Source organism: Bacillus sp. bc15, assembly GCF_900142585.1.
GTDB lineage: Bacteria > Bacillota > Bacilli > Bacillales > Bacillaceae_G > Bacillus_A > Bacillus_A cereus.
In genome coordinates this window covers 657598-679697 of record NZ_FRBJ01000001.1, presented here as the reverse complement: position 1 = coordinate 679697, position 22100 = coordinate 657598, and the positions used below count along the sequence as shown (strand labels likewise).

The window sequence follows — 22100 nt, the reverse complement described above, 5'->3', positions numbered from 1 at the left end:
TCTTCCCTTCAAAAATTATTTGCTCTTATAGGTTCGTGTTTATGTTTACCCCATAAATATTTCTGCATTGAAACTCCAATTACTCCAATAATAACAAGCCCAATCCCTCCATAAACATAGAGTTGAGTTACTCCAAACAAATGCACTAATGGGCCACTCATAGCAGGAGAAATAATTAAAACTGCGTTTGTTAAACTACTTTGAATACCAAATACTCTTCCTACTTGATCTTGATCGGATTCTATTTGTAATATGACTTGATTAGATACAAGCATCAGCCCACTTCCGATACCAGCGATAAAACTAATTAAATAGGCTAAAACGAAGACCGTACCGGGCGTTATCAAACCAATCCCCCCAAAACCAATTCCCATTAAAACCATACCTCCACATACTACCCAGCCATATTGAAATTGTTTTAATTTCTGAGTTAGTAATGCACCAAGTATCCCGCCAAGACCAATAATAGAAATGATATATCCCATTTTACTTTTATCATGTGGGAATAGGCTCTTAAATAAAGTTGGGAATTGTGAGTCTACTAATTGTAATACTGCCATGGCTATTGTAACGAAAATCATGGTTGATAATATTATCCGATTAGATAACACATAACCCCACCCTTGTACCCAAGCGGTCCAAGTACTTTGTTTTTGCTTTTCAACAAATTCTTTCGATATAGTTTCTTTAAATTTTATTGTGGGTATGAGAACTAAGGTAGCTAATAAACAACTTATAGCTCTTATAATGAGGCAGAACTCTGGTTGAAACCAGCTCAGCAACATACCCCCTATAAGTGGGCCTACTATTTTGGTACCCTGCTCTACTATTCCGTTGATACTTACTGCTTTAGTAAGCAAATCCGGGGATACAATCTGTCTTGTTAGTGTTTGCTGTGCAGGATAATAGAAAACAATAAAAATGGAACGAATCATTAATGCCACTAAGAGCCAGTGGATATCTTGTACAAATAAAAGAGCAATCGTTATTAGACCAACCATTAGATTACAGAACATCATAATTGGAATTTTTCTAAAACGATCTGCAATAACACCTGCCCATGAGCCAAAAATAATTCCTGGAAGTGCATATGCAACAGGAATCAATCCAATCATAGTAGGATCTACTTCCCATTCAAACCCAACTATAGTCATAATCGCTAACATATCAATAAAAACACCAAGCATAAGCAATGAATAGGCAGAGAAAACTTGTAAATATACCCTATTTCCTAATAGGCCTTTTGAATCGGTAGTTTTCATAAAAGCAAGCTCCTTAGGTTACTAATATAAACGCTTTTGCGTATAAGGTACCTCTTTATTAAACCAAATTAATCATTATTGACATCTCACCTAAAATTTAACTTCGTCAAAACTTAAACTATTATTTTTTATATCTTTAAAATAGTCAGATAAAATAAAGCGTACCCATTTCTTCATTTTTATATCAACTGTTACAAAATATATCTTTCCCTTACACTAATAACAGCTAAACGTTGCCTTAATATAACCCTTTACAGTCGTTTGCACATTCAATTCACATCCTTTTTAAAGTTGGCTTTTTTCTATCTCAAATACTATCACACAAATATTTCACCTACTATATTCATAAAGTTGAAATATTTGAATCAGAAAATTCGGATAAAAAAACCAAATCCAAAAATCATACCAAACAATTATTTAGTTATATTGCCATTTTATAGATGGCTTTAGCCATAAGGATATCAAAAATTAAGTTTTTTAATTTTATTAACATAATAGTTTAAAGAGGCTATAAATCCTACTAAACAAAAAGATAAATATACAATAAAGTATATTTATCTTTTCTTATCCTACATATTTTCTATGCAAATTAATTCCAATAACTAAAATTGATAATAAAAATATAATACTACCAATTACTAATGTACTCATAACAGAATTGAATAATATAGTATTAATACTTCTGCACCTACTACCTATTTTATTTATTGGATATTTATACTTCAAAAAAATTACACATTATTCACAATTAGGATACATACCCAAAATATGATTTGAATATGTTATTATATTTTAAGATAATATAAAATCAGTTTTTCTATAAGAGAACTTAATTTTTATGTAGTACGAAATTGTTAGTAATACAGTATATATTTTAATTTAGTTATAAAAACGTTTAAAGATCACCTATTTCCATAAGTGATCTTTCTTTGTGATTCTACATTTATGCACTACTGTAGAAATATATCGTAGATACGCTTTGTTTGCTAAATGTTTAGTTCTTTCCATTTACTAAAAAACATAGCTTAATACAATTAATACCATATTCGTTACATTGCAAACTATTATTTTGTCTTCTGTACAGGCAAACTACTAAAAATTAATTCAGCAACTTTTACATATCCTTTTGAGTTTGGATGAATTAAATCCTTAGACCAAAGCGTATTGTCATTAACTAAATGATGATTCCAAAAATCAACATGATGAAGCTTATACTCTCTGCTCAATGAACGTATAACTTCATTTGCCTCTAATAATTGTTCTTTTATTACTTGTTTTTTTTCAAAAGCAAAAGGAAGCCTAACTGTAAAATCCGGAAGGTTTGCTATAATAATATCAGCCCCTGCTTTACTTAATGTATCTACCATAAATTCCATATCGTTCTTATATGCATCATGATTCCAACGTCCTTTTAAAACATCGTTTGCCCCTGCAATGAGACTAACCAAATCTGGATTAAAAGTTAGCGCCTTTTCCAATTGCTGCGAGCGAATTTCTTCAGTTACTAACCCACGCTTTGCAAAATTGGCATATTCTATATCGTTTTCACACAGTTGAACAAAATGATCTACCCAGCTTTTTAATGTAATTCCCTCAACTTCATCCCCTATCCCCTCTGTAAAACTATCGCCAATTGCTACAAATCGCTTCCACATATGTATTCCCCCTTTATTATTAACCATATCTATACTATACAATAGCTCACACCGTAATTGTTATTTCTAAGTGGTTTTCGATTTCAATTATATTCCACTTTACTATATTTACATTTAGAATCTAAAATTGACCGATTCCTAAGTATACTTAGGAATCGGTCATATTCATATATTTACTAAAGAAATACAATCTATCTAGGAATTATACTTTTTTCAAAAAATTTGTTGTTCTTTGTTTTGCCCAGTTGATACATTTCTTTTCGATTAAATGATATGAAACTATAGAAAAAAGTAGTGTCATTGCAATGCACAAAGTAAGAAGGAAAAAGATAGGTATCTTTGTATACAAAAGTTTAAATAGTACCATCATGATTGGAAAATGACATAAATAGATACTGTATGAAATTTCTCCTAAATATACAAATACACTCTTATTTAAAAATGCTTTTACTTTTAGGTTACTCATAGCCATTATAATAAATATACTAACCCCCATTACGACACCCCAATCTTTTATTAAGAAAGTTGTATCATTACGGGAAAAACCATAAATTAAAATGGAATATAAATATAGAATAACCCCTAATGTAATAAGAAATCCTTTTTTAAATTTTTTCATATTCCTATATGAGTAGATAAGTTTTTCCTGATACTTAAAAAGTAACATTCCAACCATAAACATAGATGTAAAATGCAGTGTATCAGCATAACCATTATAAAACCCTTCAGCTTTCCCAATATGCAACATATTAAGAACAACACTAATTAATGAAAAGCTCAAAGCAAATAGTATCGTTTTCTTCCAATTCAGTTTATAAAAAAGAAGGAATAACAAAGGAAACACAATAGATATACGCATTTCTTGAGCCAATGACCAAATAACTGGATTATAATTTTCCGTAAAAAAGTTATTAAGAAGTACAAAGTGGTTTAGAATATCTAATTTTGTTATAGACCCTTGCCACCTATCATAGAACCAATCCCGTAATCCTACCACTTCATACGACGAAAATAAAATAAATAAAACAAAGGTAACGATTATCCAAAAATAATAAGGAATATAGATTCTTACAAATCTCTTAATTAAATATCCCCAATAATTTGTTTTTGAATGATAAAGTGCCATAGATAACACAAAACCACTTAGTACATAAAAAACGATAACAGCTTCCCCACCCGCCCATAAAAACCTAAGCGGGGAAAATTTAATAGAATTAGGCAACGATGGTAGCATTAAACAAAAATGTCCAAATACCACAGTAAGTGCCGCTAACCCTCGTATGGAATCTAATTCTTTTATTCTGTTACTCATAAAATGTTCTCCTTGTAAATTGTAAATTTTGCTGTTCATAAAGGCCACTATAAGAATGTAGTGGGAGAATTGTACATATTCTTTCTTTAAATTCCTAATATAAGCAGTACAAAGTTAATTTGACCTCCATTTCTTTATATACATAATTTAAAACAAAATATTTAATACAAAGAAAAGATTTTATTAAATTTTTATAAAGTGAAACATTTAGTTGTATCCTATAAAATTAGCTTTTTACTATATCAATCGCACTATCCCACATACCACTAAAAAAAGATCCAGTTTTACGTATAAAACGTGTAAACCAATTTGCTTGTTCCACATCAGATTTTGTTACAAGGTCTATTTGTAATGATTTACCTGATAAGAACCCAGGATCTGTATTATCTTTAGGCGAGATAATCATTTTGCTAATTGTTACACCTTTTTTAATAGGCGCTTCTTGTTCTTTATTCAATACTTTAAATTCTTTTTTATAAATGTCTTTATTGCCCTTCGGCATTGGAAGTGAAACAGCTTGCTTCGTTTGAACTACTACATCTTTGTCTTTTGCATTTGCCACTCGAACTGTTTCATATCCTTTTATTACTGAATCTTTTCCGTAGACATTCTTCACTTCAAAATTCGCAAATCCATAATCGTATAATTTCTTTGTTTCATCAAAACGTGCCGTATGAGATTTTGCTTTTATCACTACAGAAATTAGGCGCATACCATTTCTTTCTACTGTACCAGTGAAACAATCTCCCGCTTCTGGAGTCGTTCCTGTTTTCAAACCATCTACACCTTCATATTGCTTAATTAAACCTTTTAACATCCAGTTAAAGTTCGCCATATCAATTGGATATTTACCACCCTCTTGGAATGTTTTTTTAGGAATTTTTGCTGTATTTAATATTTGGGGGAAATCTTGAATAAGACGTTGTGCTAAAATTGCACAATCCCTTGCAGACATTTTATTTTTCTCGTCTAGAGTTGTCCCTTCTAGGTGATATCCTTTTAAATCTTGATTTGTTAAGCCTGTAGAGTTTACAAATTTATAATCTTTCATTCCAAACTCTTTCGACTTATCGTTCATCATTTTTACAAAATTAACTTCTTTACCAGCAATCTGTTCAACTAAAGCAATTGTTGCACCATTTGCAGAGTAAATTGCCATTGCCTCATATAACTCTTTTACCGTATAAGAGCCACCATTTTCTAATGGAACGTTTGATAATGAACGATCTTGCGAAATCTTATGTGCATATTCAGAGATTTTAACTTTTTGATCCCATTTAAGTTTTCCTTTATCCACCGCTTCATGAACTAAGTATTCGCTCATCATTTTTGTCATACTAGCAATTGCCAATGATTCATCTACATTTTTTTCATATAAAATTTTTCCGGAATTTGCTTCTATTAAAATTGCTGATCCCGCTTCAACGTCTATAGCAGAAACTGTTTCCGCTGCTGCTCTTCCAAATGTAACGAACATGCTAAAAAATAGTGTAAGCACTGTTACTATTGCAATAAATCTCTTGCAAAACATACCTTTCACTTCTGTTACCTCCAATATCTTTGTACTCAAAAAAGCGTTATTCTAACATAATCTCAAAAAAACAGACAGTGTTCTCAAATTGTATATACATATAAGACATTAGAATCGCTTTCATATAGACCATCTCACCCGACACTTTTAGATGCCCTGATACTTTGTATTCCCACACATATCCCTATTTTTAATCCCCTTATATTTTTCAAAATGATTCGCACTTTCATATTTTTTAGGATTACAATTAATAGACAATCTAGATATTACATTTGTTCCATATTTACAAAAAATAAAGTGAAACTTTAATCAGTGGGGGTCTTACTGCCCGTTAATGCTTTATTAGCTATCAAGGATTTTAATTATTCAATTCAGCTATTTGCTAGACTTATATTAGAGATGAATTTTCTTTAGTCTAAACTATTAGTTTTTTGTAATAAAAAAACTACACCCTATACTGGATGTAGTTTTTCTAACTGATTTATTTATTTTTCACTTTATTTTTATAAAAAGCAAATAATGGTTCGATGGATGGACTAGATAACAGCGGAATTGCCTTCTCAATCAATTTCCTATCCCAATCAAACCAACGCATTTCCATTAACATATTTATTTCTGTATCAGTAAATCGTTTCTTTATTTCCTTAGCAGGATTTCCACCAACTATTGTATACGGCGGAACATCTTTACTTACGACAGATCCCGCAGCAACAATTGCCCCTTCACCAATAGTAACGCCAGGCATTATTATAGCATTCATTCCAATCCAAGCATCACTTTTTATGACTGTATCGCCCTTAGGTTCATATGATTGTTCAATTTGCTCAGCAAATGGATATACTGTAATCCATTCTGAGTGATGATTATGGTTACCACCCATTAAAATGACTACTCCACTTGCAATGCAAACATAATTCCCAATAATGAGTTTATCAAGATGCCATCCCATCTGTTCAATTGGATTGAAAAGTGCTTGAGACTTAGCATCCCCCCACAAATACCTTACACAGCCATCTTCAAAATTTTGATGACTATAATAGCCTGAATAATAGGAGTACTCTCCCACTTCAATGAGTGGATTTGTTACTATATCTTTTATATACTGTGTTTCTGACCAATGATTAAATAATGGATACTTCATAACTTTATTCCTCGCTTCTAAGTATTATATATTTTGCTATTTACTTAGAAGCTTACTACGACAGCTACATTTTTTAGCTTTCTCAAACGACGAATCATTATCTTCAAGCCTTTCTTTTATACTAAAAAAAGCATAACGCAATACATTACACTAGTCAAATTGTGTAATTTTGAACACATCTTAAACAGCGTAATACTGCAATAAGAACATGAAAACACTCTAACTTTGATCCAAATAATATTTTGATTACATTTAGTTCATATTTTGTAAAAAAATTTTAATTGCCATGACAAAGCAAACAATAACCACTATTGGTCGTATTAACGACGTCCCTTTTGTAAGCACCATCTTCGCTCCAATATATGATCCTATAATTTGACCAAGCATCATAATCAACCCAATTGTCCAATCGATTTGGCCAAAAATAATAAAATATAACAAAGCGGCGAAATTACTTGTAAAATTCAAGATCTTAGCATTTGCAGTTGCTCTTGTAGCACTATATCCACATAAAAGAATGAATGCTAAAGCAATTAAACTACCTGTTCCTGGGCCGAAGAAGCCATCATAAAATCCAAGGAATGGAGCCACTGTTAACGCAAACAACAACATACTTATTTTTCTCGGTCGATCTTCGTTTGCTATATTTGGAGATAATAGAAAATAAAGACCAATAATAATAAGTAAAAAAGGTAATATCATGATTAGATATTCTGCCCGTATCTGTAAAACAAGCCATCCACCGAAAACGGATCCCAAAAAGGTCATTAAGATGGACAAACGCATATCTTTGAGATTAATTTCTTTCTTCTTAATAAAAATCATTGTTGCCATGAGGGTTCCGCTACTCCCTTGTAGTTTATTAGTTGCTATCGCTACAGAAGGAGACATACCTACTAATAACATTATCGGGATAGTTATCATACCACCGCCCCCAGCAATTGTATCTATCCATCCTGCTAATACAGCTACTAAAAATAGTAGTATGAGTAATTCAATAGTAAAATCCATACAAAGAATAGGGGCAGGCTTGAGCTATTATAACCCAAACCTCCCCATCGCCCCTCCTCTCTTTAAACTAGTTAATGATATCTGTAAAGTAACTTTCTTTCTGATCACGTAATCGGCTGGAAACGTACTGCCTGCAAACAATTCTTCTTCCGTACTTATTATCTCCAATCGGGATTTTATATTCTTCCTCAGATAACCTTTCCCTACCATGAGTTACATTTGTTTGTTTACCATAGTATGAATTTGGGATAATTAATAAATCTTCAGATGTAAGTGGAACCTTATAAGTAGGCGTTGTTCGTAAGAGTTCTAAAAACATGTCAAATTTCAATTTTTCTTCTTCACTTTCTCCCACATAAATCAATCTATTTTCTGCTCCATTCAAACAAGTTGCAATAATATCACCATTATCATCCAAAAATATAATTTGGTTTATTTCCCCTACAAATCCAGATATTTCACCATCCGCCATTCCTGCGATATGAGCAATAGGCATTTTACTTATCGCCAATATATCATCTTTACTGAAGTGATTTTCTTCAAGATGCTTTTGAAGTAATTTTGGCGTTCCAATATGAGTTTGAGTTTTTAAATTTAACACTCCTTTTAATAAAAGAGCATCAACTCTAGTAAATTTTCCACAAGTAATTTCAGACACTATTCGTTCCACGGATTTATTAAGTCTATTTGATACAATTTCTAAATTCGTATTGAATGTTTTCAATCTTGCTTCAATATCTGATTGGTCTTTCATATCTGTAAACACTGTGGCATCGTTATGTTGATAAAAATTCCCACCACCGGTGCTTGCACCGACATTTCGCAAAACTTCATCGTTGTTCAAAGGGGAAATGAGGTGAAATCTATTTTTCCCTGCATGTTCGGATGGGTGAATTAAAGCATCATAATTAAAAAGTGTGGCAAAAAGCCATGTGACCCATTCTGCATAAAAATATTTTTTCATTCTATCGTCTTCGTCTTCACCATAATTAAAACCTTTGCGATTCTCCCCAGGTAATAATGTTTCCATAGGATCACATGGAATATTTTTAATAAGAGTAGGTGGTACGTTCCCACCACAATTCGCTACTTTTATCATATGTAGTAGTTTTTTTATGTCTGAATTCGAAGTTTTCTTTGAATAATCAATCAAACAATTAAGCCACTCTCTCGAAAAGCTTGCAGCTATTTCTTGATCACAAGTATACGGATTATGAGTTTTTAATTCATGGTCTATTAGATTCTTGATTTTATCCTTCAATACATTAGGAATGCTAATTTCTTCAATTTCTGTAATCTGCAGTGTTCCTTTATTCATTATAAAACCTCCGTTGTTTTATTTTTTCACACCATATCTTCTATTAAATGAACTACCTACTTCTTTTTTGCTCCTTTGCTTTTCTTCAAAGCTATTAGAACTACCAATTTACAGATAAAAAACGTGGAGTATAAGAGATTTCTTCTTAGTCACATTTCCCCCACGAATCTCCGTTAAATTGGCAAATTTAATTTGAAAATCTGATTCATTTTCATACTTTACTTTCAAACTATGTTTATATGATTTTCAATTCAAGTAAGAGTATTTCATTTTCTAAAGTTTTCCCGAGTTTAAAATCAGAATTTTCAAGATAAATATATTGACACTAAAAATATAACACGAAACCAAAAAATGTAAATAAATAGTTTTTTTATAAAAAATAGTCAGACTATTTATAAGGTAATTCGTATTTCATTGAACCAACTACGGCCTCTCAATTTTATTGATAACAATAAAAAGGTCCCCTAAATGGTGATAGAGGACCTTTTTCCAAGTATATTCTATTTTAAATTTCTTACTTACCTTTTATTTTAAAAGATATTGCTGTAACTTCTTTATTAACAGTTCCATCCCGTTTGGACTTACAATAATCTTCCCATTCGCTAACGAAATATTGCTGTCTGAAATATCCCCTGTAAGTGCACAAGCTCTTGGAGATTGATATTTTCGTAAAATAATCTGATCCTCTTCTATAAACATTTCAAGAGAATCTTTTTCTACAATTCCTAAACTCCGTCTTATTTCCATTGGAATAACAATACGCCCCATGCTATCTGCTTTACGAGTAATCCCTCTTGTTTTCATAAAATGCCACCCTTTATTTTTATCTAATATTACGGTACTTATTTTAGCAATAAACAACAATTAGGAATAGTTCGTATTACAGCACTTTTTTTAGGAATAAATACCAATTAGGAATAACTTATGTTAGAATTATTTCTTGTTTATTCTTGATTTTTAATATATTTATCCTTGATCATTTTTATATATTGTTTTCTTTCTGTTAATTCAAATATAAATAATGCCTTTTTTATGTATGTTAAACCAACTTCATTAGAGTGCTGAACTTTTAATAAAATTGCACCTTTTTCAAAAAATAATTCACCTAATAAGTATAAAGTATTCATATTTATGGCTAATTTTATGCCTATTTCACTATACTTTATTGCTTCTTCATATTGATTTGCAAGGTGTAAACATTTTGTTAACGTATGAATGAGTCTTAATTTGATTTCTTTTTCTCTAGGAAATTCTATCTTATTAAAATTAATTAAACTTTGTTTTAATATATTTATACTTTTCTCATACTCTTTATTTTCTGCATGTATTATAGCAATTGAATTCATTATGCTTATTTCTTTTTCTGATAAAAAGTTACTACTACTTAAGGTTTGTTTTAGTGCTCTATTTAAAATGTCAAAAGCATTAATTGTTGCTCCATTTACATAATATATAGCAATCGCTTCATGCCATAATAGAAATTGTTTATCTTCTTTTGATTGGAAATTATTTTCGTTTTTCTCTTTTTTCACTATTTCGTAAAGCTCATTATATTGTTTTTGTTTCACACAATCTCTCATTACATATTTTACATTTTCAATATATTTTATTTTTTTGTTTTTGGTTAGTGCAAATATATAATTTGGATCAATACCAAGTCTTTCAGATAATTGATACAACAATATGCTAGATGGATAAATAATACCTTTTTCTATCTTACTAATTTGACTTTGTGAACATATTCCATGGCATAATTCAGATTGTGACATGTTTTTTTTCTTTCTAAGTTCTTTAATAATAATACCAAGATTGTAGAATTCCATCTTTCCTCCCTCAAATGTAACACTTTATGAGTATAAGAATATTTTCCAACTTTTAATGTAATGTAAAATTAATATAGTTACAATTACTAATTATATGGATTTATAGTTTCTTTTACAAACTTGTATCACAATACGAGAAATTATTAAAATATGGTTCACTAATAATCAATGGGAGTTTTATTCATCCCCACTGATTATTAGTCCACTCCAGGCAGGCTTTTTCAGGGAGTCCGACTTCTTTGCCACATCTAAATTTTGAGGTGGGAGTCTTACTACCCGCAAATAGCCAGATTAAAATAAATATGATTTTTCACCTTTATTTCTTTTAATAGTTTCTTTTGATTTTTATATAAATCATTTCGAAGGAGCGTATTTTATGAAAAGAATTTTGACCGAAAGAGAGTTAGAAGTGGCTATTTATGTAGCAAAAGGATTTACAGATGTAGAAATTTCAAAAAAAATATATGTTACCCCTCGAAGAATTTCAACGATAATTAATCATATTAAAGAAAAATGGCATATTAATTCTAGAGTGGAATTAGGTATTTTAGTTTATCATTATGGTTTTATAGATGCACCCTTATTTTCAAATAAAGAAAATCATTTATTCGAAAAGGTTGCACAATAATTGGCCAAGTATAATGTGTTCATTTACAAATAAAAACAGAAAAGTCACTGAACTTTTATTATTTAAGGTAATTCTGAAGGTGATGGGCATGTATGGCTTGCTAAAAGAAAAAATATAGATTGTATTTAGATATTTTAGTAAGACTAATTGTACCAGGAACTTTTAAAAGGTAAAAACATACCTTTAGACAATGTTTCTTCCGTAACAGCAAGTATAGCTTTTAATGTAGAAAATCCATCCATTTTGATTAAGCTTTTTCAAAAAGGGTGGGTTTCTTCAGTTTATAGGAAAGGTATACTTAACTTATAAACTGAAACTTTAATCATTCGAGCTGCCCGTTAATGCAGGATAAAAAATAAAATAAAATAGGTAAAAATGCCATCGCATCTTTACCTATCCTATAGATAAACAGGTTCTCATAAGAAATAGAAAACTTCCCTAAACACTATAAATATATTATTTTAAATTAATTGGTTGTTGTTGAGTAATACAATGGATCATACCACCATTTTTATAAAGCTCTCTTACATCAACCCCCACCACTTTACGATCAGGATAAAGTTTTTGAATCGTCTCATTTGCTATTTTATCATTAGGGTCATTATAGTTAGGTACTAAGATAACTTGATTCGCTATATAATAATTAATATATGAACCTTTATAATCAAGTTGCTTTCCGTTTTCTAATGTAATATTATTCTTGCTTAGCGGCAGATATACATACTTGTACTTATTACCCTCAGCATCTTTTGCCTGCAACAACTTGTTAATATCTTTATCAGACGTTCCCCATTCAGCTAAATCTTTTTTGTTTAATGTTATAATAGTAGATTTATCGTGGAATTTTGCAAATCCATCAATATGAAAATCAGTAATATCTAAGTTAGGTACTCCATCTAACCAAATAAAATTTGTTACCCCAAGGTCACTAATATATTTTTCAATATCTTTTTCTGACAATTTTGCATTTCTATTTTTATTCGTTACAGCACTTCTAGTTAGTAAAGCAGTTCCATTACCATCTAATTTAAATGCGCCACCTTCAAGAACAAATTTATTCCAATCAATTCTTTCAATTCCTAACTGTTTACTAAGATTCTCACGAAGACGAGCATCTTTCTTATATGGTGTTTTCTTTCCCCATCCGTTAAATCCTGGGTCTAATATCTTTAGATTTTTGTCATTATCATAAACAAAAATTGGTCCAGTATCTCTCGCCCATACATCGTCAGTAGGTGCGATAAAGAAATCAATTTTCCCCATATTTACCCCGTGATCTATTAAAACCTCAGTAATTCTTTCTTTTTCTTCTTGATCATATGCAACAATATGAACTTTTTCGCCTTTGCTTAAAGCATTTGTCATTTGAATCCAAATTGGCTCTACTTCTTGCTGATATTTTTGCCCATATGTAAATTCATGAGGCCATTGTAGCCATGTTCCTTCATGTTTGCTTTTTTCATCTGGCATTGTATACTTTCCTACTTGTTTTCGTACCTCTACTTTCTTCATATCTTTTCTTTGCGTTTTTTCAATTTCCTTCGCCTGAACTTTCTCAATCCCTTTCCCTAGAGCATAACCACTGAAAATAGATGTGGTTAGTATAGCACTCATACACAAATTCGTTATTTTTTTCATTTCTTAACCTCCTTTTCTGTCTTACTGTAAACCTTTACATAGTGTGAAGGTCAAGCTTTTCCGTTTGAATTATTTAAATATTTTAAATGTGAAGTGCAATTTGAATCGAACTCTATACAAAATAAGTAAGAATCAACTATTCCTACTATAATCATCATTTTTTCATAATATCTTACACTCTTTTTTTGTTATCCTTTTTATACCATGTACTGTATTATTTTCGAAAATAATACAGTACATGAAATTTCATATTAAATACATATATATATTTATTCAGTTTATATTTAACTATTCAAAAGCAGTTACAATTCTCTCTTTCATTTTCTGTATTACTTCACTGCTCAATACTTTTTGACTAGCAGGAAGTTTTAATATGGCAGCGGCACCTTTACTAAGGTATATTTCTTGATCATTATTTTGATTTACTACCAATATTCCTTGCCCTTCAAATTCGAAATAAATAATATCTTTTGTTTCATTTGTATTATTTTTTATTGATTTATATAATCCATATAAATCTTTACTTCTATTTTCTCCGCCCGTTCGAATCGGTTCAGTATCATTCGCAACAATCAGTCCTTCTGGCTGCTCATCCTTCATAATAAACCATAGCTTTTCATTTGTTGGTAATAGTAAATACTTAAATTCAGAGCTATTTAAAATTTGCTGTGCTGGAATTGTTTCATAGATTGGTAACGAAAATGGAGATGTTGTTATTTTTTCAAAACTTAAATTTTCTGAAGAACCTCCCTTACTATATTGATAATCTTTTAATGCAATCGATTGTACTGATTCACTTTTATTTTTTGATGCATAACTAATTTTACTAGCAAAAATAATAACAGTCATTAAGCACATGCACGGTATCACAAGCTTAAGTAGTTTTCCCATTTATGAACCCCCGCTTTTAATATTATTAGTTTGCATGGATATTATAAACAGTTTCACTCCACCAAAAATTATTATTGTTATGGAACGTACTGAAATTATGATTATAATGATCACCATACCAAGGGTCCATGTATGTTATATAATCTGTTCCATTTGTCCCTTTATAAAACCCATCAAGTACTAGAAAGTGTCCGATGTTAGCTCCATTTTGCCACATAATGAGTGCAATCATCGGCTGATTACTATTAATTTGACTTTTGAACCAATCATAAGATTTTGCTCCAGAACTTATAGCTGAGCTAACACCATATCCCGATAATCCATATTGTATTTCACGTGAAGTTGCAGGATTATTATATGATCCACCCTTAACATACCTAACGTACTGATCTTGTGATGGAGTTTTCCCAAAATAATTTAAAACTGAAACCGAAGTGCCTGCCCAACACCAATTTGACCTTTCTTGTAATATGTTAGGTACAGATAATTTACGATCTATTGATGTATTTGGAGGATTTCCATTAATATACGCTGACGTTACATATACTTTTTTTCCATCTTTAAAATAATAAAACCAACGATTATCTAAATTTCCTGTCCAGTAATCTTTAACCGCTTCACCATACTCCCATCCTTTAAAAGATACTTTTGTATTTCCGGGAATCACATCTACAATATTTGCATTTAAACTTTTTGCCTCTCTAACATTTACATTCAATGGAGCTGTTGTTCCTGAAAATTCAACTTCTTCTGCTATTATTTTCTGAACACCAATAAAACTAAATGTGAAGAACAATAAAAACATACAAACAATAAAATGCTTTCTTTCCTTCATTTCTCCACCCCTTCATCAGTACTAAAAAACATCAACAATTCATCCTTATTAATTGTTCAAGCTTAATATTACATACTAACGAAAAATGACTTCTCATAAAGTGAAACTTTAATCAGTAGTGGTTTTATTCATCCCCCACTGATTATTAGTTGAACCAATCGGGCTGCCCGGCAAATAGTGGGATAAATTCCAATACAAAAAAGGAGCCTATAAATTTTTATAGACTCCTTTTTATTTCGTCGTTATTACTTAGCTAATTCTTTCGTACCCTTCATTACATCAATGAAGAATCCCCAGTTATTCACTACAGAAGAAATACTGATATGTTCATCTGGAGTGTGGACGTTGAAAATGTCTGGTCCGAATGAAATTGCATCTAATTCAGGCATCTTTTGAACGAATGCGCTACACTCAATCCCCGCATGTACAGCGAAGATTTCAATTTCTTTATTGTATTTTTCTTGATGTACTTTTTCAAATAAATTACGAATTTGTGAGTTTGGATTGTATGGCCATTCTGGATACTCTGACTCTATTTCAAATGTAGCACCAACTAATTCAGCAATATATTTGATTTCTTCTGCAACATGTTGTTTTAAACTACTTACAGAACTTCGCACTTCGTTACGTAATTTAATTTCATCTTGCAACGTTTCAATAACGCCTAAATTTGTTGAGCTTTCTACAAGACCTTTAATATCCATGCTCATACTTTGAATGCCATTCGGAATTAAGAATAATGATGAAATAAGCTGCTTTTGTGTCTCTTTAGCAAATACTTTTTCAACTTTTTCATCCAATTTTGTCAGTGTAACATGAACATCTGGATCAACAGCACGCATTTCTTCTTGTAATACACGTGTCCATGATTCTAGTTTTTCTTCTACTTGTCCTACATCTTCTGTACGAATTAAAATTGTAGCTACACTTTCACGCGGAATTGCATTCGTTTTTAATCCGCCGTGAACTTCACTTATGTTAAACTCCGTATGTGCTGATAAATCACGTAATACTCGTCCTAATATTTTGTTCGCATTACCACGTTGTTTATCAATTTCCATACCAGAATGTCCGCCTTTTAGACCACCAACATATAGACGGTATGCATCCATATTCGCTGGCGTTTCATCCCAAATTACGGGAATTGTTTCAACAGCTTTCGCACCACCTGCACTACTTACAAGTAATTTATGATCTTCTTCAGAATCAATATTTATAAATATCTTTCCTTCAAAATGATTTGGATCAATAGCAAAAGCCCCACCCATTGTCGTTTCTTCTTCAGTAGTGATAACGACTTCAAGTGCTGGATGCGTAATTTCTTTTGAATCTAATAAAGCTAATGCATACGCAACTGCAATACCATTATCAGCACCTAAAGTTGTTTGATTTGCATATAACATATCCCCAATGATTCTTAATTCAATTGGATCTTTTTCAAAATCATGTACTGTTGCTTGATTTTTTTCGCAAACCATATCCATATGACCTTGAATAATAATAGCTGGTACATTTTCATAACCAGCTGTTGCTTCTTTTTTAATAATGACATTTAATGCTTCATCTTGAATGACTTCTAAGTTACGCTCTTTTGCAAAGCCCACTAAATAATCACTAATTTCCTTTTCATTACCTGATCCTCTAGGAATCTTTGAAATTTCTGCAAAATGATAAAATACAGGGTGCTTTGTTAATTGTTCTAAAGTAGAATACATTTTTCAAGCTCCTTTCAAAATGAAAAAATAGTATGTAAGTCTTTTATCATTATACCATGATTCATTATTTTACCTTTCTTTTAACTTTTATTGTTCATTTTCTGTAAAACACTCTTACAACATTGTAAGGGCATTGTAATCTATATCGATTTTTCTCATTTAATAATAGCCGTATACTTTTTAAAGAAACACATTAAAGGAGATAAAGAAAATGAAAAAGTTTTTAGCAATTATTACACTATGTTTATTATTTTCTAGTTTTACTATTGGCTGTGAGAGAGCGTCACTAAATAGAATTGGTAAAGATGTATATTACATGCAGATAAAAGGCGAAGGAACTATCGAAAAGGTAGATGGTAGAAACTTACGAAACTATACGCTGCCCGCATATGATGAAGATGGCGTCAAAAAACAAATTACATTTAGAAGTACAAAAAAAGAAAACAATCATAAATTAAATGCAGACGCGTTTTTACGCCTTTATGTAGATCAAGATGATAATAATAAAAATGAAATATCATCAATTGAAGTAAAGTCCTATGAAGAGATTCAGAAAGCAGATTTGCCTGAAAAAATAAGAGAAAAGTTTACTATTAAATAAAAGAACAAAAGAAAATGCTCTATGCATTTTCTTTTGTTCTTTTCACCTGTATATATTTTGAACTACTATTATTCATCAGTTTCTCTAACCGATTTATATTCTCCGTTAATGCACCTTTCACAAGAGAGAAATCTGTATTTGATTCTTCTTTTTTTTCTTTAAAAAACGAAGACTTTTGTACATTGACTTCAGCCATCTCTTCTCCCCCTTTTCAAAAAGATACAACCTTTTATTTATATTATATAGCAAATGTAGAAAGAGTGTATACTTATGATTTTCTTTTTAATTCTTCTTCTAATTCTTCTACTTGCTGCAACGTATCCCCTTTTATTAAAGAGAAATCTGTTGTATCTTCGTTATCTTCTTTAAAAAAATCATTGTCATAATCTTTTACCACTACAATCACCTCTACATGCTAGTGTAGGAATGATTGTCCAATTTTATTCAACTTTGTCGGATTTTGTTTTTAATTTATGTATAGAAGAAAAGGACAGAAAAAGATTCTGTCCTTATTTACTAAAATAACTATGATGTATTGTTAAATTATATACATTTTCAAAATCCCGATCTTGCAGGTTATTTTTCTTTCCATCAATAACAATGAAAACGTCACTTACTATTTTTGCTGGTATAATCCCGACATTTTCTACTTGCACCGCTTTCTGCTCATTCAATTGCTCGATATGTTCTAACGGAACGATAATACTAAATTGCGAGCGAATACCACGAAAGTTTGTATTTAATTCCTTCGCGGCTTCAAAAACAACAATTTTCGCACCAATCTTTTCCGCATATGAATCTAAAAATGCATTTAAGCTCTTTGTATATTCCTCTTCCGTATGCCATTCCATCTTACCGAATACTGATGGATTAACATTTTGAATAATTGTCGTGTATATTTCTCCTCTCGCTTTAGATGCAATTAATGATCGTTTTATTGATTGAACTGTCTTGCCAATATCGCTAAATTTCGCACCCCATATTTCAGAAATATTAGGTGTTAAAATGAACGCAATATCAACAAAAATAACCATTGCAGTAAACATTAAAAGATTTTTCCAGAGGGTTAAATCAATTCCTTTTATCATGAAATACACGGTGACAGATATGATAAACAAACCATACCAAGTCTTTCTAATACGTTGCTTTTTCTCCTCGTATAACTCCTCATTTTTCCAATAAAAGAAAACAAGGACTACAAAGACAATCGCTAAAACAAATAAGCCAATTCGAATGTTAGAGATCATTAATCACATCACCCTCCATTCAAAAACTACTCACGATATCATTACATGCGCAAGCTGCTCTCTTTATGACAAAAGACGTGGACAAGCTTCTAAAATTAGCTACATCGCATATACATTAGAAAGTACCACGTCTTTTATCCTGTTATTTGTGGGCAGTAAGACCCCCACTGATTAAAATTTCACTTTACCATGAGTCTATATTGTATATGTAGACAAGCATTCATTTCAAATTTTCGTATTAAAAAGAAATATGTTTCGGAATTTCCCCTTCAGGTACTTCTCCATTCATACTTAAATAATAATGACGAATCGGACGTAAGTTTTCGTCTAATTCATAAACAAGCGGAATGCTAGTGGGAATATTTAATGAAACTACACCATCACTTGAAAGGTTGTCTAAATATTTTACTAGCGAGCGAATTGTGTTACCGTGTGATGAAATAATTACTTTATTACCACTTTTTAATGTCGGCGCAATTTCTGAATGCCAATAAGCAAGTACTCTCTTCTCCGTATCCTCTAAACATTCAGTTAATGGAAATTCACCTTTTTTGAGTGTTTTATATCTTGGATCGGTCGCTTCATATCGAGGATCGTCTTCAGTAAGAGCCGGTGGTCTTACATCAACACTTCTTCTCCAAATATGAACTTGCTCCTCACCATATTTTTGAGCAGTTTCATCTTTATTCAACCCTTGCAATGCACCATAATGCCTTTCATTTAGCTTCCAAGATTTATGTATTGGGACCCAAGTAAGATTCATCTCATGAAGTACAATCCATAACGTCCGAATTGCGCGTTTTAATACAGATGTATAAGCCACATCAAAAGTATATCCGTTTTTCTTTAATATTGCTCCTGCTTCTCTCGCTTCACTTAATCCGTTCTCTGATAAATCAACATCTGTCCATCCAGTAAAGCGATTTTCAAGATTCCATAAACTTTGTCCGTGACGAATAAGTACAAGTTTTATCATTATAATTCCCCTTTCGGAAATGTGAATTTTATTGTTCCATTGCGTACACGTATAAAGTATCTAGTAATGTATCTTTTTATCCATTCACTCTATGACCAAACGATAGTTGCCAAATGTATGGATAAAATTTGTTCTTTTTCAAACGATAAAAACAGAAGTTTTTTCATTATTTTTGATCGACTGGTATTTCCCGTTTTGATACCCAAGCATCAAAACCTGATCGGCTATTTGCCATTTCATTCATAACTTGGTGCCAATTGTCCTCACATGATTCACCAAATTTTGAAAAAATAACACCCATTTGTTGTCTTTGTACATCACTCAGTTTTTTCTCTAAATCTGCACCTTTTTCTGTTAAAGACAACTGTTTTACACGTCGATCATGCATAGCCTCATTACTCTCAATTAAGCCCTTTTCCACAAGTTGACGTAACGGTCCGTGAAGAGCTTGTTTACTTATTTCTAATAGTGATAATAACTCATTTACACTTATCCCTGGAAAACGTGCGATAAAAAATAAAATTCGATGATGTACTCGTTGAATGCCATATTCTTTTATAATTTCATCTGGCTTTTCAGTAAATGTTTTATATGCAAAATAAAATAATGCTAATGCCTCATTCATCTGTTCTTCTTTATGTTGTATCATCTACTTTCCCCCTGTATGTAAATTATACCACAATCTAGTAATGAATATTTTAATCAACGCATTAGAACTTGTTCAGTCTATTGAAACATTCATTGCATAATTAGGAGCTGATTCATTTGAAAAAACAATACACTGTAAGTACATATTTATTGGATAGACTACACGAATTAGGAATTGAACATATATTTGGGGTTCCTGGTGATTATAATCTTGCCTTTTTAGATGATGTGGTGGCACATGAAAAGTTAAAGTGGATTGGCAATTGTAATGAATTAAATGCTGCATATGCAGCAGATGGGTACGCTCGCATAAAAGGAATCGCTACTCTTATTACTACTTTCGGTGTTGGAGAATTAAGCGCTATTAACGGTATTGCTGGCTCATATGCGGAAAACGTGCCAGTTATAAAAATCACGGGTACGCCACCAACAAAAGTAATGGAAAATGGAGCAATCGTCCATCATACGTTAGGAGATGGAAAGTTCGATCACTTTTCCAATATGTATCGAGAAATCACTGTGGCACAAACAAATGTAACACCTGAGCATGCTGCTGAGGAAATTGACCGTGTTTTACGCGCATGTTGGAATGAAAAACGCCCGGTTCATATTAATTTGCCGATTGATGTGTATAATAAACCAATTAATAAACCTACAGAACCAATTTTATATAAACCGATTTTAAGTAATAAAGAAGCGTTGGATAAAATGCTTCTACATGCCACTTCAATAATAAATAATGCCAAAAAACCTGTAATTTTAGCTGATTTTGAAGTAGATCGATTTCACGCTAAAGAAAATTTACATCAATTCGTAGAAAAAACTGGGTTTCCCATCGCGACGTTAAGTATGGGAAAAGGAATATTCCCAGAAAAACACCCTCAATTTATAGGGATTTATACTGGTGATGTAAGTTCTCCGTACTTGAGAAAAAGAATTGATGAATCTGATTGTATTATTAGTATTGGTGTGAAGTTAACTGATACTATTACAGGCGGCTTCACACAAGGTTTTACAAAAGAACAAGTTATAGAAATCCATCCCTACACTGTGAAAATTATAGATAAAAAATACGGTCCAGTTGTAATGCAGGATGTTTTACAACATTTAAGTGATTCAATTGCGCATCGTAATAAAGATACTCTTGAAATTAAGCCATTTATTTCAGCACCATCACCTTTTACTGAAGAGTTCAATCCAAAAGCACAAATGGTCACACAAAAACGTTTTTGGCAGCAAATGTACCATTTCTTACAAGAAAACGACATCTTAATTGTAGAACAAGGAACACCTTTCTTTGGTAGTGCTGCTATCCCTCTACCTAATAACACTGCATATGTAGGACAACCGTTATGGGGATCTATCGGATATACACTGCCCGCTCTACTTGGTACACAGCTCGCCAATTTATCACGGCGCAACATTTTAATTATTGGTGATGGTTCTTTCCAAGTAACTGCCCAAGAGTTATCAACTATACTACGTCAAAATTTAAAACCGATTATATTTTTAATCAATAACAACGGATACACTGTTGAACGTGCCATTCACGGCCAAAACCAACTTTATAATGATATACAAATGTGGGATTACAATAAACTATCAATGGTATTTGGATCAGAAGAAAAAAGTCTAACATTTAAAGTAGAAAATGAAGCAGAATTAGCAGAAGTCTTAACAAATATAACTTTTAATAAGAATCAACTTATCTTTATTGAAGTTATAATGAGCCAAAGCGATCAACCTGAATTGTTAGCTAAACTCGGGAAAAGATTCGGTCAGCAAAATTCTTAATATAAAAGCATAACCTAATTATACAATTGGTAGTGTAAAACTTGTTTTGAGAATAGTTTCGACACTCAAAATAC

Annotated in this window: 21 protein-coding genes; 3 read left to right on the top strand and 18 right to left on the bottom strand. The window is 31.5% G+C overall.

What is annotated here, in order from left to right:
- Positions 1 to 8 precede the first annotated feature (8 nt).
- From BUA87_RS03500 to BUA87_RS03460, 9 genes are all read right to left on the bottom strand, one after another.
- Entirely contained in the window at positions 9 to 1262 is a 1254-nt protein-coding gene (locus tag BUA87_RS03500; RefSeq protein ID WP_000858616.1) for an MFS transporter, read from the bottom strand.
- Between the two features lie 1064 nt (positions 1263 to 2326).
- Positions 2327 to 2917: an SGNH/GDSL hydrolase family protein gene (locus BUA87_RS03495; RefSeq protein ID WP_072938433.1), complete on the bottom strand. Its 591-nt coding sequence runs from the start codon at positions 2915 to 2917 to the stop codon at positions 2327 to 2329.
- Between the two features lie 202 nt (positions 2918 to 3119).
- On the bottom strand, positions 3120 to 4268 hold the full coding sequence (locus tag BUA87_RS03490) for an acyltransferase family protein (protein ID WP_025118541.1): 1149 nt from the start codon (positions 4266 to 4268) through the stop codon (positions 3120 to 3122).
- Positions 4269 to 4455: 187 nt separating this feature from the next.
- On the bottom strand, positions 4456 to 5769 hold the full coding sequence (locus BUA87_RS03485; RefSeq protein WP_000677652.1) for a D-alanyl-D-alanine carboxypeptidase family protein: 1314 nt from the start codon (positions 5767 to 5769) through the stop codon (positions 4456 to 4458).
- A 472-nt stretch (positions 5770 to 6241) separates the two neighbouring features.
- Entirely contained in the window at positions 6242 to 6901 is a 660-nt protein-coding gene (locus BUA87_RS03480) for a CatB-related O-acetyltransferase (RefSeq protein ID WP_000876940.1), read from the bottom strand.
- 252 nt (positions 6902 to 7153) lie between these two features.
- The gene (locus BUA87_RS03475) at positions 7154 to 7912 is read right to left on the bottom strand and encodes a TSUP family transporter (RefSeq protein ID WP_000347984.1); all 759 of its coding nucleotides are present in this window, start codon (positions 7910 to 7912) and stop codon (positions 7154 to 7156) included.
- Between the two features lie 67 nt (positions 7913 to 7979).
- Positions 7980 to 9230 carry a hypothetical protein gene (locus BUA87_RS03470; protein WP_065228837.1) on the bottom strand — a complete coding sequence of 417 codons (1251 nt, stop codon included), beginning with the start codon at positions 9228 to 9230 and terminating at the stop codon, positions 7980 to 7982.
- A gap of 525 nt (positions 9231 to 9755) precedes the next feature.
- Positions 9756 to 10034 (bottom strand): AbrB/MazE/SpoVT family DNA-binding domain-containing protein, encoded by a 279-nt coding sequence (locus tag BUA87_RS03465; RefSeq protein WP_016512834.1) that lies wholly within the window; start codon positions 10032 to 10034, stop codon positions 9756 to 9758.
- Positions 10035 to 10174: 140 nt separating this feature from the next.
- Positions 10175 to 11053 carry a helix-turn-helix domain-containing protein gene (locus BUA87_RS03460; RefSeq protein WP_016512835.1) on the bottom strand — a complete coding sequence of 293 codons (879 nt, stop codon included), beginning with the start codon at positions 11051 to 11053 and terminating at the stop codon, positions 10175 to 10177.
- 376 nt (positions 11054 to 11429) lie between these two features.
- Between BUA87_RS03460 and BUA87_RS03455 the strand changes: the two genes are divergently transcribed.
- Complete coding sequence (locus BUA87_RS03455; RefSeq protein ID WP_044306588.1) at positions 11430 to 11681, top strand: response regulator transcription factor; 252 nt, start codon at positions 11430 to 11432, stop codon at positions 11679 to 11681.
- Between the two features lie 456 nt (positions 11682 to 12137).
- On the opposite strand, the gene BUA87_RS03445 is transcribed toward BUA87_RS03455, so the two are convergent.
- From BUA87_RS03445 to pepD, 4 genes are all read right to left on the bottom strand, one after another.
- Positions 12138 to 13319 carry an agmatine deiminase family protein gene (locus BUA87_RS03445; RefSeq protein WP_072938431.1) on the bottom strand — a complete coding sequence of 394 codons (1182 nt, stop codon included), beginning with the start codon at positions 13317 to 13319 and terminating at the stop codon, positions 12138 to 12140.
- Positions 13320 to 13607: 288 nt separating this feature from the next.
- Positions 13608 to 14210 (bottom strand): hypothetical protein, encoded by a 603-nt coding sequence (locus BUA87_RS03440; RefSeq protein WP_071714841.1) that lies wholly within the window; start codon positions 14208 to 14210, stop codon positions 13608 to 13610.
- Between the two features lie 25 nt (positions 14211 to 14235).
- Positions 14236 to 15045, bottom strand: coding sequence for a papain-like cysteine protease family protein (locus BUA87_RS03435; RefSeq protein WP_000664543.1), 810 nt, complete (start codon positions 15043 to 15045; stop codon positions 14236 to 14238).
- Positions 15046 to 15290: 245 nt separating this feature from the next.
- Positions 15291 to 16760, bottom strand: a complete 1470-nt coding sequence (gene pepD / locus BUA87_RS03430; protein WP_071714840.1) for a beta-Ala-His dipeptidase — start codon at positions 16758 to 16760, stop codon at positions 15291 to 15293.
- Positions 16761 to 16971: 211 nt separating this feature from the next.
- Here pepD and BUA87_RS03425 point away from each other — a divergent pair, with 211 nt between their 5' ends.
- Positions 16972 to 17361, top strand: coding sequence for a YxeA family protein (locus BUA87_RS03425; RefSeq protein WP_000713869.1), 390 nt, complete (start codon positions 16972 to 16974; stop codon positions 17359 to 17361).
- A 19-nt stretch (positions 17362 to 17380) separates the two neighbouring features.
- Here BUA87_RS03425 and spoIISB read toward each other — a convergent pair whose 3' ends face one another.
- The 5 genes from spoIISB to BUA87_RS03405 form a co-directional block, all read right to left on the bottom strand.
- Positions 17381 to 17557 (bottom strand): stage II sporulation protein SB, encoded by a 177-nt coding sequence (gene spoIISB / locus BUA87_RS29850; protein ID WP_000852629.1) that lies wholly within the window; start codon positions 17555 to 17557, stop codon positions 17381 to 17383.
- Between the two features lie 72 nt (positions 17558 to 17629).
- Positions 17630 to 17758: a hypothetical protein gene (locus BUA87_RS03420; RefSeq protein WP_000237818.1), complete on the bottom strand. Its 129-nt coding sequence runs from the start codon at positions 17756 to 17758 to the stop codon at positions 17630 to 17632.
- Positions 17759 to 17870: 112 nt separating this feature from the next.
- Complete coding sequence (locus BUA87_RS03415; protein WP_072938428.1) at positions 17871 to 18608, bottom strand: type II toxin-antitoxin system SpoIISA family toxin; 738 nt, start codon at positions 18606 to 18608, stop codon at positions 17871 to 17873.
- Between the two features lie 238 nt (positions 18609 to 18846).
- A complete protein-coding gene (gpmA, locus tag BUA87_RS03410; protein ID WP_072938425.1) occupies positions 18847 to 19584 on the bottom strand; it encodes a 2,3-diphosphoglycerate-dependent phosphoglycerate mutase in 738 nt (245 codons plus the stop codon).
- A 166-nt stretch (positions 19585 to 19750) separates the two neighbouring features.
- The gene (locus tag BUA87_RS03405) at positions 19751 to 20233 is read right to left on the bottom strand and encodes a MarR family winged helix-turn-helix transcriptional regulator (protein ID WP_072938422.1); all 483 of its coding nucleotides are present in this window, start codon (positions 20231 to 20233) and stop codon (positions 19751 to 19753) included.
- A 116-nt stretch (positions 20234 to 20349) separates the two neighbouring features.
- Between BUA87_RS03405 and BUA87_RS03400 the strand changes: the two genes are divergently transcribed.
- Positions 20350 to 22026, top strand: coding sequence for an alpha-keto acid decarboxylase family protein (locus BUA87_RS03400; RefSeq protein WP_000745300.1), 1677 nt, complete (start codon positions 20350 to 20352; stop codon positions 22024 to 22026).
- Positions 22027 to 22100: the final 74 nt, after the last annotated feature.

Excerpts from the sequence above, each read along its gene's own strand:
- BUA87_RS03500 (WP_000858616.1), bottom strand. The coding sequence starts at position 1,262 with ATGAAAACTACCGATTCAAAAGGCCTATTAGGAAATAGGGTATATTTA.
- BUA87_RS03495 (WP_072938433.1), bottom strand. The coding sequence starts at position 2,917 with ATGTGGAAGCGATTTGTAGCAATTGGCGATAGTTTTACAGAGGGGATA.
- BUA87_RS03490 (WP_025118541.1), bottom strand. The coding sequence starts at position 4,268 with ATGAACAGCAAAATTTACAATTTACAAGGAGAACATTTTATGAGTAAC.
- BUA87_RS03480 (WP_000876940.1), bottom strand. The coding sequence starts at position 6,901 with ATGAAGTATCCATTATTTAATCATTGGTCAGAAACACAGTATATAAAA.
- BUA87_RS03475 (WP_000347984.1), bottom strand. The coding sequence starts at position 7,912 with ATGGATTTTACTATTGAATTACTCATACTACTATTTTTAGTAGCTGTA.
- BUA87_RS03470 (WP_065228837.1), bottom strand. The coding sequence starts at position 9,230 with ATGAATAAAGGAACACTGCAGATTACAGAAATTGAAGAAATTAGCATT.
- BUA87_RS03465 (WP_016512834.1), bottom strand. The coding sequence starts at position 10,034 with ATGAAAACAAGAGGGATTACTCGTAAAGCAGATAGCATGGGGCGTATT.
- BUA87_RS03460 (WP_016512835.1), bottom strand. The coding sequence starts at position 11,053 with ATGGAATTCTACAATCTTGGTATTATTATTAAAGAACTTAGAAAGAAA.
- BUA87_RS03455 (WP_044306588.1), top strand. The coding sequence starts at position 11,430 with ATGAAAAGAATTTTGACCGAAAGAGAGTTAGAAGTGGCTATTTATGTA.
- BUA87_RS03445 (WP_072938431.1), bottom strand. The coding sequence starts at position 13,319 with ATGAAAAAAATAACGAATTTGTGTATGAGTGCTATACTAACCACATCT.
- BUA87_RS03440 (WP_071714841.1), bottom strand. The coding sequence starts at position 14,210 with ATGGGAAAACTACTTAAGCTTGTGATACCGTGCATGTGCTTAATGACT.
- BUA87_RS03435 (WP_000664543.1), bottom strand. The coding sequence starts at position 15,045 with ATGAAGGAAAGAAAGCATTTTATTGTTTGTATGTTTTTATTGTTCTTC.
- pepD (WP_071714840.1), bottom strand. The coding sequence starts at position 16,760 with ATGTATTCTACTTTAGAACAATTAACAAAGCACCCTGTATTTTATCAT.
- BUA87_RS03425 (WP_000713869.1), top strand. The coding sequence starts at position 16,972 with ATGAAAAAGTTTTTAGCAATTATTACACTATGTTTATTATTTTCTAGT.
- spoIISB (WP_000852629.1), bottom strand. The coding sequence starts at position 17,557 with ATGGCTGAAGTCAATGTACAAAAGTCTTCGTTTTTTAAAGAAAAAAAA.
- BUA87_RS03415 (WP_072938428.1), bottom strand. The coding sequence starts at position 18,608 with ATGATCTCTAACATTCGAATTGGCTTATTTGTTTTAGCGATTGTCTTT.
- gpmA (WP_072938425.1), bottom strand. The coding sequence starts at position 19,584 with ATGATAAAACTTGTACTTATTCGTCACGGACAAAGTTTATGGAATCTT.
- BUA87_RS03405 (WP_072938422.1), bottom strand. The coding sequence starts at position 20,233 with ATGATACAACATAAAGAAGAACAGATGAATGAGGCATTAGCATTATTT.